We start from the raw sequence: 18,139 nt of genomic DNA on the forward strand, positions 1-18,139 counted from the left end.
CTATGGCGAACAGATGCTGCGCCGCAACAATGTCAAGCGCCTACAGAATATGTAGTAATGTAACACGGAGCGACTATAAACGTAGGTCATGTTGTGTTTTTACAACAGGGCTACGAATAAAATCTGCCGTTTTTCGAGTATCTCTCAGCCGGCCATATAACGTGATGTGGTGAACGAAAAAGCCCCAGCACTGTGGATACAGCGCTGGGGCTTGGCGATTAAGGCATAACCGCCTTTAGCAGGTTTTTGCCACGGGCTTACGCGCAGCCTCGCCGGTAAAGAAGAAAGGCCGAAGTTGGACCCCTACCATATTCCCCGCAAAGGCCGCGACCATCCATACCCAGCCGTGTAAGCTGCCGGAAGCAATACCGCTGAAGTACGCCCCGATGTTGCAGCCAAATGCTAAGCGTGCGCCGTAGCCAAGCAGGATACCGCCGATCACAGCCGCCAGCAGGGACTTAAAAGGAATACGGAAGTTAGGCGCAAAACGACCTGCCAAACTTGCCGCTGCCAATGCGCCTAACATAATGCCCACATTCATTACCGTGGTGATGTCACTCCATACGCTTGCGTCTAACGCAGCTGCATTACCCGGTGACTGCCAGTAGCCCCACTGGCTAACATCACCACCCACTAGTTCAAAGCCTTTGGCTCCCCACAGCGCAAACGCTGCCGTGATACCCCAAGGACGGCCGGCCAACGCCAACGTAGCAAAGTTAAGCAGCGCGAGGGCTACCGCACCCGCTACGAGCGGCCACGGGCCAGTCAGCCATCGCTCTACGCCGGGCTTGTCTACTCTGGGGGCCTGCTCTAGATGGCCGTGGCGGCGTTTTTCCATGATCACGGTAAACACGGTAATAGCGGTGAACAGCACCAAGCTAATACCAATACCCCCGCCTACCCCTGCCACATTCACTAGCGATACCGGTTGAAATGCGGGCAGGCTTTGCCACCAGGTAAAGTGCGCTGAGCCAATCACCGAGCCGACAATAAAGAACAGTAGCGTGACCAGCATACGGGCATTACCACCACCGGCGGTAAACAGCGTGCCCGACGCACAGCCGCCGCCTAGCTGCATACCCACGCCAAAAATAAACGCCCCAAACAGCACTGAAATGCCAATAGGCGCTACAAACCCTCTTACATCGGTACCAAACAGCGACCCCGCACCGAGTGCCGGGAAAAACAGCACCACCGCAATCGCCAACATAATCATCTGCGCGCGCAAACCACGCCCACGCCTTTCAGTGATAAACACCCGCCATGCAGAGGTAAAACCAAATGCCGCATGGTAGAGCACCATGCCAAACAGGCCACCGACAATCATCAGCAACCCAGTATTAGCGCTGAACACCACGCCAATGATCAACGCGCCCAGCACAATGGCCGCCGTGGCGAGTATTGGTACGCGATAGTTCATGGGATTCGCAGCAGAGGTTATAGCCATAACTCACCTTTTTAAAACGCCAAAAGCGCCTGCTAAAAGCAGACGCTTGACCGGAGGGTACAATGGATAAAGCCTACCGTTGGCGGTAAAGCGCTGGAAATTCTTTATTTAGCAGTTAATATACCAAAAATGCATATAAAGCATATTGACACCACATAGACATTACGCCAAATGCCTCTAGAACGCTTTGCGTGATGTTAGCTATTAAACTCTACCATCAAACGTATAGGCCACTAGGCGGCCAAATGGCTACCTGGTGGAAAGACAAGCACGTCATCCTCAACATCTTCGTAACGGCTAATCTAAAATGAAAGATGGGTATACTCAGTATTACCTTTTACGCCCCAACTGAGCATCCAGCGCATCGAACTGCTGGGTAAGATAGCTACTCATACTATTCATCTGTGCGATCATGCCATCTAGCTGGCTGAACTGTTTGCGGTATCGAGCAATGGTGCCCTCAATACTTTTTTCCATACGTTCAAATCGATCGTCTAGACTTTTGACGCGATTTTCAGCACCGCTAATCGCCAGCTTAACCACGCCATTGTTGCCCAGCATCTGCTCTATGCTAGTAGTTAGCTTGCCTGCTAAACCGTTGGCTTTTGTATCGCCAGCAAAGAAGTCTTTAAGCGCCTGGGGGTTGTTAGCAACCAAGTCATTTAACTTATCGTCATCTACTTTTAGCTTACCGTCCCGCTGCAGAGTAATGCCTAGCTGGTTGAGAGTGGAAAGCTCGCCACCCTCTGCCCCCCCGGTCAGCACGCTGCGCAGGCGTGATTCAATGGTGCGCACGGTGTTATCGCCGACTAGTTCACCTGCGGTTTCACTGTCGCCACTGAAGCTCGTCAACTTACTGATGGTGCCTTTTAAGTCGTTATACGCTTTTACAAAGCCGTTAATCGCTTCGCGCTGCTTTAGCGTATCGCGCTCTACGTTAATGGTGCTGGCGGCGGCTTCACCTTCGGCAATGCTTAACTCGGCCAAGTTGAGGGTGACGCCCTGAATGGCCCCTTCAATCTGATTTTTGGCACTGGTAATGGTAATGCCGTTTACTTTTAGCTCGGCGTCTTTACCACTGTTCTGGGTGCCAGCACCTTCTGTGAAGGGGCCTGCCACCGCTGCCACAGGGTCTTGGCTAGCATCAATAAAACTAAAGCCATCAATAGAAGCTTTTTCCCCCGTCTCTTTAGAACTTAGCGCCAGTCGGTAGCCTTGGCCGTCGTTGATAATAGTGGCGTTAACACCAGACTCTTTGTTGGCGTTAATGGCATCACGAATCGCGGAAAGGCTGCTGCCGGGGGCAATGTCGATATCGACAGAATCGCCGCTACCAAAATTGAGCCGCATCGCGGTGGCGCCTTGCAGGTCTAGCGCTTCATCTTTTCCTTCAGTAATCCTGCTAGAGGCTAGCGTGCCGGAGGTAGCAAGTTGCGAGACTTCCACCCGGTAGCTGCCAGGCAAGGCACTAGCCGTGGTCGTCGCTTTAACAGCATCACCCCGCACGCTGGCAGAAAGGCTTTGGTAAAGCTTAGGGTCGTTGATTTTCGCAACCGAATCTTGAAACGCATTCAGCGAGGTTTGCAGCTGTCCAAAGGCAGAAATTTTCGCCTGCTGCTGTTTTTTCTGAAGTGTTATCGGCGCGAGTTTGCCCCGCTCAGCCGCTTGAAGCTGATCAAGCAGCCCTGTTAGATCAAGGCCAGAACCAACGCCAAGAGAGGTTATTGTCGCCATGCAGGGTTTCCTCAGTGCAAAAGCTAAACCACGGCTAAGTCAAAAAGCCATTTTCAACAACTAAAACGGCGCACGCTGTCATATTGCGTGCGCACCAGAAAGGCAGATAGTATCTCTATCGACCGAAACGCGTACACCTTTAGCGCTTTTTCAGGCTTTCAAAGAAAGAGTTAAGTCTATCAAATAAAAACGCCTGCTTAGCGCAGGCGTTTCAGATGATGGCTAGCCGCGATTAACGACGGCCCAACTGCGCATCTAGGGCGTCAAACTGTTGAGTGAGGTAATCACTGGTTTGATTCATTTGGGCAATCATGCCATCCAACTGACCAAACTGAGTACGGTAGCGTGAAATGGTCTGCTCGATGGATTGCTCCATACGCGTGTAACGCTCTACCAACGACTCCGAACGGTTTTCAGCGCCAGAAATAGCGCCTGTCACCGTTCCGTTAGAGCTTAACAACTGCTCAAGGGTTTGGTTAACCTGGCCTGCCATGCCCTCATTATCCGCACTACCTGCAAAGAAGGCCGAGAGAGCATCCTGATTGTTAGCAATGGCATCGTCTAGCTTGCCGCTATCAATTTCCAGCGTGCCGTCTCGCTGCAGCGAAATACCGATATCAGTGAGCATGGAGAACTGGCCTTCTACACCGCCACTCAGCACGCTACGTAAACGAGACTCTACCGTGCGCACGGCACTATCACCTAAAAGCTCGCCTGCAGCACCTGTTTCTGCGTTAAAGCTGGTGAGTTCGCCCATGGTGCCTTTCAGATCATTGTAGGCATCGACAAAGCCGGTAATCGCTTCACGCACAGCGCGAGTATCTTGCTCTACCGCTACGGTGCTATCACCTTCAGCCTGAAGATTGAGCGTCACGCCTTGAATCGCTCCGTCAACTTGGTTGGTGGGGCTTGTGATAGTAATGCCGTTAACATTTAATGAGGCATTTTGGCCAGTCTGAATGACCTCAGTATCAGTGGGGGTAACATTGATAACATCATTGAAATTGCTGCTTGAAATCGATGCATCAGCACCGGTTTCAGACGAACTAAGAGTCAAGCGATAACCTTCACCATCATTGATCACTGACGCCAAAACGCCACTGCCCTCCTTGGCATTAATGGCATCGCGGATATCTTCCAGACTATCGCCCTGTTTAACGTTGATATTGACGCTATCTTGCTCTTGGCCTGTGAAATTCAATGTCAGAATGGTGTCAGCATCAACTAACTGAACATCTGATGCATTGATACGCCCCGTGGCTAATGTGCCCGCCGTCGCTAATTGATCGACCGTTACGTTGTAGCTGCCGGGCTGCGCTTCACCATCTGCTGTGGCGGTAATGGCTTCTCCGCCTACATTGGTAGAGAGGCTCTCATAGAGCGAGCTATCATTTAGCGCCGCTGAGGCCGTTTGAAACTGTGAGAGCGCGCTCTTTAGCTGCCCATAGGCAGAAATTTTCGTTTGCTGGGTTTCCAGTTGACGCTCTATGGGTTCCAGCTTGCCCCGCTCAGCCTCCTGCAACTGATCCAGTAAACCATTTAGGTCTAGCCCTGAGCCAATGCCAAGTGATGAAATGGAAGCCATACGATATCGTCCTTTTTTTAACGCCCTCTACTGCTTTGACGCTACTTATATGTTGAAGTCGAGTAATAACTTAATATATCGGCTATTAAACCCTAAACTTAAGCAGTAAAGGCAAATTTTAAGCATTTAATAGTTACCGTATGTAAAGCACAGCCTTGCAGCCTGCTATTTTTAGACCTTGGTCTAACACTCTGATTGCTTTATAATGCACTGCAGCAAGCCCGTTTTGGTTCTGTTTGCAGGAGAAAACTATGTCCTCCCCGGTGTTTCAGCCCGCCCCCCCAGTGGCAACAGCCGCTTACCATGTGCAGCGCAGCCTTCGCCATTGTCTCTCCACCGTTGCCGAACTGCTTTACGACAACGGCTATGTGCTTGAGACCCTCACTTTACCTCAACGCGGCCTCACTCAGCGCGAGCTTAATCAACTGAGCGCGCAGCATGATAACTGGCAAACTTGCCAGCAGGTGCTGACAGAGAGCGAAGCAGCAGAATTTAATGATTATCAGCGTTTTGTGCTCACCGCGATGGGGCGGGAGATGATGTTCGATATGTTTGGTCAAGGCGCGGCAGATTGTGCTTAGCACTTACTGGCTGGATGTCAGTATGTAACGCCGTTTCTACTAAAAACGTTATTTAGTATGCAAAACGCCCGCAGATACTAGTTAAAATCAACTAGCTGCGGGCGATTAATTAATGGCTTAAACAGAACGTACTAAGTTAACGCAGGCCGAGCAGCGACAGAATAAATAAAACCACTACAACTAAGCCTACGATATAAATAATGCTACGCATGACGGCACTCCTTGCTTATTGCGTTTCCGATAAATCAAAAGGTTGCTTACTTTGAAGCTGACTCCCAAAGGCTAGCAGGCTTTTCCGCTTTTTGCGTAATACTCACCCTTTTCGTGATGGAACCTCTTTGACATCTTAGCCTCGAACCTTTGCTTGCTCCGCCACTTGTCTTATCGAGGTGCTACGATGCGTTTATTTTGTCAGGTGATTTCCTGTGGCGCTATTTCACTTTTGTTAAGCGCTGTGGCGGCAGCTCAGGCACCTAGCGCCAGAGCGCTCAACACGCTCGACCAGCAAACGGCGGCGCTAGACCGTGTGCATGCGGTTGTTGTCGCTCACCAGGGCCGCATTGTTCACGAACGTCATCAGGGTGGCCCTGGCGTTTCTGCACCTACCAATATCAAATCGCTTTCCAAAACCGTACTCGCAGCGGTCACCGGCGCGGCCATTGAGGCAGGGGTGATTGAATCTACCGAGCAAACCATGGTGGCACTGCTAGGCCAGTTGCCAAATGGCGTTGATCCGCAGGTGAATGAGATTACCGTGGCGCACTTGCTGGCCCAACAAGCCGGGTTGGAGCGCACCTCAGGTAGTAACTACAGCGCTTGGGTCGCTAGCAACAACTGGGTGAATAACGCACTCTCCCGCCCGTTTGTGGATGAACCCGGCGGTCGCATGCTGTATTCAACAGGCACCAGCCATTTGCTTTCTGCCGCGCTTACCCAAGCGAGCGGTGATACCACCCACGCCCTTGCGCAGCGTTTGTTGGGTGAGCCGCTAAATATTGCCATTCCTCCCTGGCTGCAGGATCCCCAGGGCATTTACTTTGGCGGCAACGATATGCAGCTTTCGCCCAGGGCATTAATAGAGATCGGCGAGCTATATCGTAACGATGGCATGGTCTTTGATGACAGCGGAGAGGGACAGCGGGTGCTGCCGGAAGGCTGGGTTGAAGACTCTTGGACAGCCAGAGGAGAATCTCAGTGGACAGGTGATGGTTACGGCTTTGGATGGTTTATTACGACGCTTGCGGATGTACCGGTGTATTACGGCAGGGGCTACGGTGGTCAGGCGCTCTATGTAATCCCCGAGCGGGAAATGACGGTGGTCATGACGTCTGATCCAACGCCACCCTCTCCCGGCGGGCAGTTTCAGCAGCGGCTAAACCAGCTGTTGATTGGCCTATTGGAAGGGGAGTAGCTACTCGTCTTTATGTCCCAAACTCATTAAGTAAAGCGCTGCGGCGAGGGCCAGCACCGAAAGTGCCAAGTAAATTGCCTCCAGCGGCGTACTAAAGCGGATATCAACTACCGCTCGGAAAAACTCGATAATCACTGCCAAAATCACCACACGAGCAATTTTGTCCTTGAGTTGATCCAGCGAGCCTACGTTAAACGGATGCATTGGAGAACGGACTTCTGCCTGGTCGATACGAGAGACAAATAGACGATAGATGCCCAGCCCGAAAATGAGCAGCACAATCGCAATTAAATAAACATCAACAGCGATAATTATGTCGGGCACCAAGGTATCGTGGATATCGATAGAGCTATCAACTAGGTAGTAGCGGAATACGTCGCCCACCACGGTTAAAATATCCAGTGTGCCGACTATAAACAACACTAGCGAGCCCAATAGGCTTGGTACCACTGCCAGCATGACAAGAAAACGCGAGTTCCATAGCGCGGTTTCAATGCGCCGCTCCCAGCGCTTCTGCTCATCCGGCCGTTTAGGGGGTGTGGGTGGTGAAGCATCAGCCATGTCAGGCTCCTTATTAAACATTCATCGCGATTAATGTGCAGGTAGCGCCAAACAGCGCCAATCCCAGCAGTAACACGAGGCCATCACGCGCGACCAGCCCTAACCCGAGCAGCACCAGCGCCAAGCCAGCGCCGTTGGCAGAGAAGGGAATGAATTCCATTGGGGGCATCGCTAAAGCAATCATTAGGCAAACCAGGGCCGTCACGCGAATGCCGATATAGCCTGTGAGCCAGGGTAAACGCACGCGCAAAAGGCCGTCCACCCAGCGGGCAGGCTTCTTCATCAGTTGAAGACCCTTGTTAAATTTTTGCCGAGAAAAAGAGCGTTTTAGCAGAAAACCGGGCAGCCAGAACGCTTCACGTCCAGCCAGTAACTGTACCGAAACCAGCAGCACAAGGACGGCCATCAGTGTCGGCATGCCAGGTATATCACCGATAATCGGCGCTAACGTAATTAATCCCGCGACAAGTAATAACGGCCCAAAAGAGCGTCTGCCTACGGCACTCACCACATCGTCGACGCTGACCCGGGAAGCTCCCTTTTCCAGCGTTTCTATGGATTCAATTAAATCCATTAACGTCGTGTCTTCGCTGCGGTTATACATTGTGGTTATGCTGCTCCTGCGCCTGTAATTTGAAGCGAATAAAGTCGCTATGGCTCACGTGCAGCAGATCTGCAAGCCGCCGTATACGGTGCTCTTCAAGCGGGTCGATATTGCCGTCTGCCCAGGCTAACTGCCACATTAACGCCACCAGCTCGCAGCGCTGTTCGTAGCCGTAGTGCTGCTTAATCAGGCTAACGAACTGATAGTGATCCACCGCGTCGTCAACCTCCGCTTCCGCCAGCGTCATTAACTCGGTGACTTCGCTGTTGCTTAACCGGTAGCGAGTGGTGAGCATCTGTTTGAGCGCGTCGCGCTCGGCATCGCTTTGGTCGTAATCAGCACGCATCACTTCGCAAAACAGCGCTGCGGTGGCCAGCTCTAACGTCATGGTGCGATTTTCGCGCTGCTCTGGCTCCGCTAGCGCCCGTTGAAAAAATTGACTAATGGCATCCAGCACGGCGTCTCTCCTGTAAACCAACTTATCGCTTCGACTTGTGAGGTAGCGCTTAGTGCCCACCCAATGAAGGCTAAGGCAGTGCCTCACTCTTTACGCTTGGCGAGCTGCTCTTTGAGCTGTTTGGGCACCTGCTTGATGATCAGACGATCCTGAGTTTCATCGTACTCAATGCTAGACCCCAGCAGGTGTGAATCGAAGCTGATCGAGACACCGCCAGAGCGGCCGGTGAAGCGGCGAAACTGACTGATGGTGCGTTTATCCGGCGGGATTTCCGGCGAAAGGCCGTAGTCGGCATTGCGAATATGGTCGTAAAACGCTTTAGGCTGTTTCTCATCCACGAGCCCGGAGAGTTCTTCCAGCGTCATCGGCTCGCCGCGGCGCAGCTGCTCGTTGGCGTAATCGACCAAGGTATCGGTTTTTTCACGGCTGGCGTCGTCGTCTAAATCCTCTTTTTCGACGTAGTCGCTAAACGCTTTCAGCAAGGTGCGGGTTTCGGCGGGGGCATCAATGCCCTCCTCCATGCCCAGTAGCGCCACCACGCCATCGGCCAGTTTTTTACCGCCCCGGTCTTTTAAAAACGAGACGTACTGGGTGCTTTGCGCGCCGCTCTGCCACTGGGTCAGGTTAATTCGGGCCGCCAGGGTAAGCTGGCTGGTATTCAACTGGACGGCGGGCACCGCTTGGTGCGCGTCGTTAAAACCGATGCCTTCCCGCTGATGAATTAACCCCATCAACAGCGTTTCAGTGTCACCCTGGCGTAGATGGGCGATCACCAAGTAACCGCTCACCGAGAGCTGGCCTTGCAGTGTTTGAGCCAAACGCTCGGCAATGGCGTTGGCCAGTTCGGCAAAGGTTTGCTCTTCCGCGTGGTACGCCGTAAGCCACGCCACCAGAGGTCCCGCCTGCTCGCCCTGCTCGGCAAAGCGCCCCCAACCTTTTGCCTTGGTGTTGTAGGTATCGTTTAGCGCGTTCACCAAGGTGCCCATCACGGCATCATCGCTTTCAGTACGGGCGGACTCAGGCGGAGCAATCACGCTTAAGCGCTCGCCGTCTATCGACGGTTCAATACGGTAGGCAGTGCTTTGCAGTAGCGGCATAAACAGTCGTCACCTTTGGAATAGATACGTCTAATCGATCAGTTAAGCGTCAGGGTTTTAAGCGATAGCCGGTGCGGAAAATCCAGGCAATGGTGGCAAGGCTTGCTGCCAAAAACAGCAAAATCATCGCCACGCTGGCACCCAAGCTGACATCGCTAATGCCGTAGAAGCTCCAGCGGAACCCGCTGACGAGATACACCACCGGATTCGCCAAGGTCACACTCTGCCAAAACGGAGGGAGCATATCGATGGAGTAGAAGCTGCCGCCTAAAAACGTGAGCGGGGTAATCACCAACAGCGGCACTAGCTGCAGCTTGTCGAAGCCATCCGCCCAGATGCCGATAATAAAACCCAGCAGGCTAAAGGTGACGGCGGTCAGCACCAGAAACGTCAGCATCCAGAACGGGTGTGCGATCTCAAGCGGCACAAAGAAGCTAGACGTGCCGAGAATGATCAGCCCCAGCAGTATCGATTTCGAAGCCGCCGCCCCCACGTAGCCCACGACAATCTCTAGATAGGAGATTGGCGCCGAGAGAATTTCGTAGATACTGCCGGAGAACTTGGGGAAAAAGATGCCAAACGAGGCGTTCGAGACGCTCTGGGTCAGTAGCATCAGCATAATCAGGCCAGGAACAATAAACGCACCGTAGCTCACTCCCCCAATCTCACTGATCCGCGAGCCAATCGCGGCACCAAACACCACAAAATAGAGTGAGGTGGAAATCACTGGCGAGACAATACTTTGCAGCAGCGTTCGGCGGGTGCGGGCCATTTCTGCCATATAGATGGCACGAACGGGATAGAGGTTCATGAGCGTTCCTTCACCAGGTCAACGAAGATATCTTCCAGCGAGCTCTGCCGGGTGTGCAGGTCTTTAAAGCTAATGCCCGCCTGCTCTAGCTGGGTTAACAGGGCAGAGACCCCTCGCCCCTCCTCTTCCTGGCGGCCATCGTAGGTGTACACCAGCTCATAGCCGTCGGCGGTTAGGCTAAGCTCCTCTTGGGCCAGCTCGGGCGGCAGCGCTGTCAGCGGGCTGTGTAACTGCAAGGTAAGCTGCTTGCTGCCCAGCTTTTTCATCAGCGCGGCTTTCTCTTCCACCAGCACGATCTCGCCGCGATTGATGACCCCGATGCGGTCGGCCATCTCTTCGGCTTCTTCAATGTAGTGGGTGGTAAGAATAATCGTCACACCATCGTCGCGCAGCCCGCGCACCACGCTCCACATATCCCGCCGCAGCTCAACATCCACACCGGCGGTCGGCTCATCCAAAAACAGAATGCGCGGCTCGTGGGAGAGTGCTTTAGCAATCAGTACCCGCCGCTTCATGCCGCCGGAGAGGGTCATTAGGCGGTTGTGGCGCTTATCCCAAAGCGAGAGCGACTTGAGCACTTTTTCGATATGAGCGGGATTAGGAGACTTACCAAACAGGCCACGGCTAAAGCTCACCGTGTTCCACACCGTTTCAAACGCTTCGTTGGTCAGCTCTTGGGGCACCAGGCCGATACGCTCGCGAGCTTGGCGATAGTCGCGCACGCTATCGAAGCCGTCGACGATAACATGGCCTGCCGTTGGATTGACGAGGCCGCACACCACGCTAATCAGCGTGGTTTTACCCGCCCCGTTTGGGCCGAGTAGCGCAAAAATTTCGCCGCGCTGGATAGTGAGATCCACACGGGTCAGTGCCTGAAAGCCACCTTCGTAGGTTTTGTTCAGGCCATCGATGGTGATGATGGGGTCGTTCAAGGCGTGCTCCTTACATCGCAGGGCCAACGCAGAGCTCGCGCAGCGCGATGCCAATGGCACCGCGACATCGCTGTCGCGGTGCATGACGGCCTTTCAAAGGGTATTAAGTGCGGCTAGTGATTTCGAGCAGGTGATAACCAAACTGGGTCTGTACCGGCCCGTGAACCTTGTTGAGCTCACCGCTGAAAACGACTTTGTCGAATTCCGGCACCATTTGACCGGGGCCAAAGCTGCCCAGGTCACCGCCTTGGCGGCCAGAAGGGCAGCTGGAATGCTGCTTGGCCACGTCCGCGAAATCGCGGCCGTTTTCGATCTCTTGTTTCAGTGCGTTGCACTGCTCTTCACTGCTTACCAAAATATGACGAGCGCTGGCGCGTGACATAACAAACTCCTTGATGAAAAACCCAATACGGCAGGCCAGTTTATCACGCTCATCGCTCCTCGTGACCCAGAGCGCCGCTGTAACGCAGCGCTTCGCCCACGCTCGCCAGGGCACGCTCATGGGCTTGCACGGCGAGCGGCCCACGCGTACAGGCCACGACTACCCACGGGCCGTCTTCGGCGCCTCTCTCTTGGGAGGCAAGAGAGGCGCGGGAGGCAATTCCTGCATCGCAACTGCGTCGATGCTGCGTGCCCGTTTTGTGCGCAAAGGTGAACTCGCTGCCCATACCTTGTTTCAAACGGCGCTCGCCGGATGTAGTTCGCTGCAGGATCGCCAACAGCGTCTGGCGCTGCTCGGCATTCACCTCCTCCATGCCGCCGTGATGCAAGCTGGCCAGCAGGTCGCCATAGGCGCGCAGCGTGCCAACATTTTCACCGGTGGCTTCGTAGGCATCAAAAGCATGGTCGTAGTCGGGCTGCTCGAAGCTATCTTCACTCACTCCCAGCGTGCGGGCCAACGCAGCCGAGCGCTGAGAAGCGCGGTGTTGGCGCAGGGCCATAAAATCTAATCCGCTTAGTTGGCGTGCTTCTGGATGCAATTGGCCATAAACGCCTTGGCGCACGCCCACCAGCTTACTGATGGTGCCTAGATCCTCTGGCCGGCCGTTACTCGCCGCGACCATACGCTGGGCGCGGGCGTTCACCGCATCCAAGCCGACGCGGTCAATCAACATATCGGTGGCGGTGTTGTCGCTGACGGTGAGCATTTGCTCAAGCAAATAACGAATCGAGATGGGCGTTCCAGGGTCGTGCCAGTTAACGGGCCCTGCGCCATCAACAAAATCGCTGCGGGCTAGCGTGAGGCGATCATCCAACGAGAGCCTGCCAGCCTGGCGCTCGGCCAGCACCTGAGCCGCCACGGGCACTTTAATAAGCGATGCCAAATACCAGGGGGCATCTGCCTGCCAGGCGTACGCTTCGCCGGTTGAAAGGTTCTGTACATAAACGCCTAATGCGCCGCCAAACACCTCTTCAATAGCGCGCATACGGGCGTCTAAATCGCCTTGCCAGGTGCTCTGTTTGTCGACCTCGTAGTACCAGTTCGTTTGTGCCAATACCCCTGCGCTGGCGGGCAGTAAAGCGCACAGCAGCGCTCCGGCTAGCCAGCGTTTAAAATGTCGCACTCTTACCTCCTACGGATACTTATGAGGGGTTATTTGTAACGGGCGATCCAGCGGGTGAGCCAAATCCACAGGGCAGCCCCCAGAATTAACAGGCCTCCCACGCCAAGCGCCTGTGGATAGGTGTACATGCCCTCGCCTTCCAGCAGAAACCGCAGCACCAGAAAAATCATCACAATGTGGAAAATAAACGCTTTAAGCGCGTCACTACCCACCATGGTTAATGGCCGTAGCGCCTTAGCTGCAACGGCCCCACCGGCCAGCGTAGCCCCTAGAATCACTAGCGCTCCACCCACGCTGAACAGCGTGAATTTAAGCCCAGGCGGGTGTTTGCCATCGTTATTCGCCACCGCCAACATGGCGGCGGAAACATCGCCTTCGGCAAAGGCCAAGCCGTAGAACGCGGCCACCATCACGGCCCCAGCCCCCACCAGCGTTAGCACCAGCTTGCGTCTTAGTGCTGTATCAAAGTAGCAACGTAGCAAGGCTTCACCGATCAATAAGCCCGCCAAAATCAGCGGCGCTCGGCTAAGCTGGCCCCAGGTATAGTGATCCTCATGATCCACCAGCAGCGCTTTTAATGTGTCGTTACCGCCAAAGCTCAACCCCTGCAGCCAAGCGGAGAGCGCGGTTAAACCGATAATAAGCCCACACCGCCCCCAGAGAGGCGTTCGCGCCCATAGTGGCAGTATCAACGGCACCCACAGCAGAGCAATGGCGTAAAAACCGAGAATTTCTACCCAAATCGCAAAGCGCTGATAGAGCAGCGCATCGACAATATCGCCAGGAGCGTAATACGGCAGCATCTCGACAATGGTCAGCGCTTTGTACCAGAACCATACCTCAATCGCGCGTACCCATAGTTTTAGCCGCCGCTTTGGCCATGCGTCCGTGTGGGTAGAGGCTAAAAATGCCACGGCCAGCGCAATACCGAAGACTAAAATAAACAAAGAAGAGGAGAACTTGGTCAAAAAGTGGACGGGCACCATCCCCCAATCGGGCACATTGCGTATACCAATCAGTCCACTCACCGTATGGCTGATAATCATCAGACCAATGGCGATGCCACGGGCGAGATCAATCGCTTCAATGCGCCCTTCCGCTTTAGGAAGTTTGGGCACTTCCTTCCAATTGAACATGCGAACGTCCTTGTGGCTGAGCTATTTAACGAGCCCTGGTGGCCGTATCATAACCATAGACGAAACCTTAACGGCACAAAAACAAATCGCCCCCAAAGCCTAGGGCTAAGGGGGCGGCAGTATGCCACTTACCAGCAACATACTTAACGAGCCAACGTTACCGGTGTTACTCGGTGACTTCCTCGTCGGCAGCGGCAAACGCCGCTTTCTCTTCTTCGGTGATCTCTTTAATCGAGAGCTTCACGCGGTTGCGGTTGTCAATATCCAGCACTTTAACGATCACATCGTCGCCTTCGTTTAGGAAGTCGCGAACGTTGTTAACGCGCTCAGCCACAATTTGCGAGATATGCACCAAGCCATCGGTACCCGGCATGATGTTCACAAAGGCGCCGAAGTCAGCGATGCGAACCACTTTGCCGTTGTACAGCTTGCCAATTTCCGCTTCTGCAGTAATCGCCAGCACGGTATCAATGGCGCGTTTCGCGGCGGCTTTGTCTTCCGCGTAGATGCGCACAGTGCCGTCATCGTCCAGGTCGATAGAGGCACCGGTGTCTTCGCAAATTTTACGAATGGTGGCGCCGCCCTTACCGATAACATCGCGGATTTTATCCGGAGCAATCTTGATAGTGGCCATGGAAGGGGCATTTTCCGATACATCGGTGCGGCTCTGGCTAATCACGGCGTTCATCTGTGCAAGAATGCTGATGCGCGCTTCATGCGCCTGCTGCAGAGCCTTCTCCATGATCTCTTCGTTGATGCCTTCGATTTTGATGTCCATCTGCAGAGCAGTCACGCCCTCTTCAGAACCGGCTACTTTGAAGTCCATGTCGCCCAGGTGGTCTTCGTCACCGAGGATATCGGTGAGTACCGCGTAGCCGTCTTCATCTTTGACTAGGCCCATGGCAATACCCGCCACCGGCGCTTTCAGCGGCACACCAGCGTCCATCAGCGCAAGCGAGGAGCCACACACCGACGCCATGGAGCTTGAGCCGTTGGATTCGGTAATTTCCGACACCACGCGAATGGTGTAGGGGAAAGCGTCTTCCGATGGCAGCATGGCTTGCACGCCACGGCGCGCTAAACGGCCGTGACCGATTTCACGACGCTTCGGGCCACCCATAAAGCCTGCTTCACCGACGCAGTAAGGGGGGAAGTTGTAGTGCAGCATAAAGCGATCTTTACGCTCACCTTCCAGCGACTCGATCAGCTGTGAGTCGCGCAGTGTACCCAGAGTAGCAATCGCAATGGCCTGGGTTTCACCACGGGTAAAGACAGCTGAACCGTGGGTCTTGGGCAGTACGCCCACTTCGATATCCAGCGGACGCACCGTAGCGTTGTCACGGCCGTCGATGCGCGGCTCGCCTTTAACAACGCGCGAGCGTACAACGCGCTTTTCAAGGCCCGCAAAGGCACCTTTCACGTCATCTTTGCTGAATTTGCCTTCTGTTTCTTCGCCTTCCACCGCCGCAAGCTGCTCAACGGCTTCGTCTTTCAGTGCAGAAAGCGCATCTTGGCGCGCCATTTTGTCGGTAATGCGGTACGCATCGCCTACTTTGGCTTCAAAGGCGTCGGCCATGGCGGTTTTCAGCGCCACGTTTTCGGCCGGAGCCTGCCACTCCCAGCGCGGTTTGCCTGCTTCGGCAACCAGCTCTTTAATGGCACTCACCGCGACCTGCATTTCCTGATGGCCAAAGAGGACGGCCCCTAGCATTTCGTCTTCGAGCAGTTCTTGCGCTTCAGACTCCACCATGAGTACGGCATTTTCGGTACCGGCAACCACCATATCCAGTTCGGAGGTGGTCAGTTCTTCAACGGTGGGATTCAGGAAGTAGCCCTGCTCTTCGTTGAAGCCAACGCGAGCTGCGCCAATCGGGCCATTGAACGGCACACCCGCAATCCCCAGCGCAGCAGAGGTGCCCAGCAGGGCTGCGATATCTGGGTCGTGATTACGGTCGGTCGAGAGAACGGTACAGATCACCTGTACTTCGTTCATAAACCCTTTGGGAAACAGCGGGCGGATCGGGCGATCGATCAGGCGCGAGGTAAGGGTCTCTTTCTCAGTCGGGCGACCTTCACGCTTGAAGAAGCCACCGGGGATTTTACCGACGGCATAGGTTTTCTCTTGGTAGTGCACCGAGAGCGGGAAGAAGGGTTGGTTTGGATTGGCTTCTTTCTTCGCCACCACCGTACACAGTACGACGGTTTCATCCATGGTCACCATCACGGCGCCTGTGGCCTGGCGGGCAATGCGGCCAGTTTCTAGGGTGACGGTGCTACGACCGTATTGAAACGTTTTTTTTACCGGATTCACGGCGACTTCCTTTAACATTAATATCTACTTGTCTTTTCGCTTGGGTCGTTTTGACTCGCCACCATTCTAGGCGCTGTGGCGCCGTAGGGCTACCACAAACAAAAAAACGGGCAGCCCTTGTGGGCTGCCCGTTTTTGATCGTTGCCGCTAGTACTTAGCGACGCAGACCTAAACGCTGAATCAGAGACTGATAGCGTTCAAAATCTTTACGCTTCAGGTAATCCAGCAGTTTACGGCGCTGGTTTACCATGCGGATCAGACCACGACGAGAGTGGTGATCCTGCTTGTTGGTTTTGAAGTGGTCCTGCAGGCCGTTAATGTTGGCGCTCAGCAGTGCAACCTGAACTTCAGGGGAACCGGTGTCGTTGTCGCCGCGGCCGTATTCGTTGACGATCTCGGCCTTCTTCTCAGCGGTTAATGCCATCTGTCTCTCCAGTAAGCAATATGCCTAACAATGAATGGGGTGAGACCACGCATATTTGCAGTCTCAGGCTACTCTTTTTCTACTAGCGATCTTTTAATTGCTAGTAGCTATTTTCGCGCAAACGGCTGCATCCTTGCAACGCTGGTTACGAGATAGCGACCGTACTTAACAGTCGCTTGGGTGCCACTTCCTGGGCACTTTTTACAACGCCAAGGCCGATAAACGTCTCGGCGTAATAAAGTCTTGCTAGCGCATCGGGCGCAAGCGCTTCGATGGCTAAGGTGGCTGACTGGCCGTGAGCAAGGCAGCCGTAGCCGGTTTCGTCTACGCTTAGCGACGGCAGATGGTCAACCAGTACATCCACAGGCATTAGCTCTGCCTCGCGGTTGGCTTGGGTTTCCAAGGCCTCTAATGCTTCCAGCGTCCACATTGCATCACTGGTAAAAGGCCCCGTTTTGAGCCTTCTTAGCTGGCTAATATGGGCGCCGCAGCCCAGAGCTTGGCCAATATCTTCAGCCAAGGTGCGGATATACGTGCCTTTGCTACAGCTGACTTCCAGCTCGAAGGCGGTGCCCTCAACCTGAAGCAGCCGCGCATCATACACGCTTACCCGCCGCGCTGCACGCTCTACGTGCTTGCCCTCACGAGCGAGTTCATAGAGCTTTTTGCCTTGATGCTTGAGCGCCGAGTACATCGGCGGAACCTGCTCAATCTCGCCACGAAAGCGCGTTAAAACAGACTCGATGTCTGCCGGCGTGAGACTTGGCACCTCACGACGTTCAATAACGTTACCTTCTGCATCGCCGGTGTCAGTGATCACGCCCAACTCTACACGGGTGCGATACATCTTGTCGGCTTCCAACAGGTGCGCGGAAAACTTGGTGGCTTCCCCTAGGCAAATGGGCAGCAAGCCCGTTGCCATGGGGTCCAGCGTCCCGGTATGCCCCGCTTTTTGCGCCTCAAACAGACGACGCACGCGCTGTAGCGCGTGGTTACTGGAAACGCCTTTCGGCTTATCCAGCAGCAGCACGCCATTAACCGGTAATCCGCGACGGCGACGAGCCATTAGCGCGTCTCCTCACCGTTTTCGTTGTCGCTACTCTCTTCATCATCCTGTTGACGAGCACGGTCAGTGGAGACCGCTTCCTCAATCAGCGAGGAGAGGTGCTGACCACGCACCACGCTTTCATCGTAATGAAAGCGCAGTTCAGGCACGTGACGCAGCTTGATACGCTTGGCAATTTGGCTGCGTAAAAAACCAGCGGCACGTTTCAGCACCTGCAGGTTCTCTTTGATACGCGCGGGGTCTTGTTCACCCAGTAGGGTGACATAGATATCGGCGTAACCCAGGTCACGGCTAACGGTGGCACCGCTAACCGTAATCATGCCTAAACGCGGGTCTTTCACTTCGCGTTGAATAAGTACCGCCAGCTCCTTTTGGAGCTGGTCGGCTACTCGGTCGGTACGCTTAAATTCGCGCATG

18 protein-coding genes are annotated in these 18,139 nt (G+C 54.3%); 2 read left to right on the forward strand and 16 right to left on the reverse strand.

Translation table 11 applies throughout. The features are described 5' to 3' along the window. Window positions 1-235: 235 nt before the first annotated feature. The 3 genes from LOS15_RS12280 to fliD (LOS15_RS12290) all read right to left on the reverse strand — a co-directional run bounded on the left by LOS15_RS12280 (window position 236) and on the right by fliD (LOS15_RS12290) (window position 4,766). Complete coding sequence (locus LOS15_RS12280) at window positions 236-1,447, reverse strand: YeeE/YedE family protein (protein WP_263066254.1); 1,212 nt, start codon at window positions 1,445-1,447, stop codon at window positions 236-238. Window positions 1,448-1,777: 330 nt separating this feature from the next. Next, the gene (gene fliD, locus LOS15_RS12285; protein WP_263066255.1) at window positions 1,778-3,181 is read right to left on the reverse strand and encodes a flagellar filament capping protein FliD; all 1,404 of its coding nucleotides are present in this window, start codon (window positions 3,179-3,181) and stop codon (window positions 1,778-1,780) included. Window positions 3,182-3,413: 232 nt separating this feature from the next. Beyond that, complete coding sequence (fliD, locus tag LOS15_RS12290; protein ID WP_263066256.1) at window positions 3,414-4,766, reverse strand: flagellar filament capping protein FliD; 1,353 nt, start codon at window positions 4,764-4,766, stop codon at window positions 3,414-3,416. A gap of 251 nt (window positions 4,767-5,017) precedes the next feature. Between fliD (LOS15_RS12290) and LOS15_RS12295 the strand changes: the two genes are divergently transcribed. Together LOS15_RS12295 and LOS15_RS12300 are read left to right on the forward strand one after the other, a co-directional pair. After that, window positions 5,018-5,347 carry a hypothetical protein gene (locus LOS15_RS12295; protein WP_263066257.1) on the forward strand — a complete coding sequence of 110 codons (330 nt, stop codon included), beginning with the start codon at window positions 5,018-5,020 and terminating at the stop codon, window positions 5,345-5,347. Window positions 5,348-5,744: 397 nt separating this feature from the next. After that, window positions 5,745-6,758: a serine hydrolase domain-containing protein gene (locus LOS15_RS12300; protein ID WP_263066258.1), complete on the forward strand. Its 1,014-nt coding sequence runs from the start codon at window positions 5,745-5,747 to the stop codon at window positions 6,756-6,758. On the opposite strand, the gene LOS15_RS12305 is transcribed toward LOS15_RS12300, so the two are convergent. The 13 genes from LOS15_RS12305 to rbfA form a co-directional block, all read right to left on the reverse strand. After that, window positions 6,759-7,319, reverse strand: coding sequence for a YqhA family protein (locus LOS15_RS12305; protein ID WP_263066259.1), 561 nt, complete (start codon window positions 7,317-7,319; stop codon window positions 6,759-6,761). It lies immediately after the preceding gene. Between the two features lie 13 nt (window positions 7,320-7,332). After that, the gene (locus tag LOS15_RS12310) at window positions 7,333-7,923 is read right to left on the reverse strand and encodes an exopolysaccharide biosynthesis protein (RefSeq protein WP_263066260.1); all 591 of its coding nucleotides are present in this window, start codon (window positions 7,921-7,923) and stop codon (window positions 7,333-7,335) included. Then, window positions 7,916-8,380 (reverse strand): TerB family tellurite resistance protein, encoded by a 465-nt coding sequence (locus tag LOS15_RS12315; protein WP_263066261.1) that lies wholly within the window; start codon window positions 8,378-8,380, stop codon window positions 7,916-7,918. The genes LOS15_RS12310 and LOS15_RS12315 overlap by 8 nt, the downstream gene beginning before the upstream one ends. An 83-nt stretch (window positions 8,381-8,463) precedes the next feature. Continuing rightward, window positions 8,464-9,477 carry a nucleoid-associated protein gene (locus tag LOS15_RS12320; RefSeq protein WP_263066263.1) on the reverse strand — a complete coding sequence of 338 codons (1,014 nt, stop codon included), beginning with the start codon at window positions 9,475-9,477 and terminating at the stop codon, window positions 8,464-8,466. A gap of 49 nt (window positions 9,478-9,526) precedes the next feature. Next, on the reverse strand, window positions 9,527-10,288 hold the full coding sequence (locus tag LOS15_RS12325) for an ABC transporter permease (RefSeq protein ID WP_062372851.1): 762 nt from the start codon (window positions 10,286-10,288) through the stop codon (window positions 9,527-9,529). Continuing rightward, entirely contained in the window at window positions 10,285-11,220 is a 936-nt protein-coding gene (locus LOS15_RS12330) for an ABC transporter ATP-binding protein (RefSeq protein ID WP_263066265.1), read from the reverse strand. The genes LOS15_RS12325 and LOS15_RS12330 overlap by 4 nt, the downstream gene beginning before the upstream one ends. Before the next feature lie 103 nt (window positions 11,221-11,323). Next, on the reverse strand, window positions 11,324-11,602 hold the full coding sequence (locus LOS15_RS12335; RefSeq protein WP_263066266.1) for a peptidylprolyl isomerase: 279 nt from the start codon (window positions 11,600-11,602) through the stop codon (window positions 11,324-11,326). 49 nt (window positions 11,603-11,651) lie between these two features. Next, complete coding sequence (locus tag LOS15_RS12340; protein ID WP_411537028.1) at window positions 11,652-12,785, reverse strand: serine hydrolase; 1,134 nt, start codon at window positions 12,783-12,785, stop codon at window positions 11,652-11,654. A gap of 29 nt (window positions 12,786-12,814) precedes the next feature. Further along, window positions 12,815-13,921: a DUF1624 domain-containing protein gene (locus LOS15_RS12345; RefSeq protein WP_263066267.1), complete on the reverse strand. Its 1,107-nt coding sequence runs from the start codon at window positions 13,919-13,921 to the stop codon at window positions 12,815-12,817. A gap of 166 nt (window positions 13,922-14,087) precedes the next feature. After that, complete coding sequence (pnp, locus tag LOS15_RS12350; RefSeq protein WP_263066268.1) at window positions 14,088-16,250, reverse strand: polyribonucleotide nucleotidyltransferase; 2,163 nt, start codon at window positions 16,248-16,250, stop codon at window positions 14,088-14,090. Between the two features lie 136 nt (window positions 16,251-16,386). Beyond that, a complete protein-coding gene (gene rpsO / locus LOS15_RS12355; RefSeq protein WP_009723734.1) occupies window positions 16,387-16,656 on the reverse strand; it encodes a 30S ribosomal protein S15 in 270 nt (89 codons plus the stop codon). Between the two features lie 145 nt (window positions 16,657-16,801). Beyond that, window positions 16,802-17,722 (reverse strand): tRNA pseudouridine(55) synthase TruB, encoded by a 921-nt coding sequence (gene truB, locus LOS15_RS12360; RefSeq protein WP_263066269.1) that lies wholly within the window; start codon window positions 17,720-17,722, stop codon window positions 16,802-16,804. Then, entirely contained in the window at window positions 17,722-18,138 is a 417-nt protein-coding gene (gene rbfA, locus LOS15_RS12365) for a 30S ribosome-binding factor RbfA (protein ID WP_263066270.1), read from the reverse strand. The genes truB and rbfA overlap by 1 nt, the downstream gene beginning before the upstream one ends. Window position 18,139 lies beyond the last annotated feature (1 nt).

Source organism: Halomonas sp. 7T (genome assembly GCF_025643255.1).
In the GTDB taxonomy this organism is placed as follows: Bacteria; Pseudomonadota; Gammaproteobacteria; order Pseudomonadales; family Halomonadaceae; genus Vreelandella.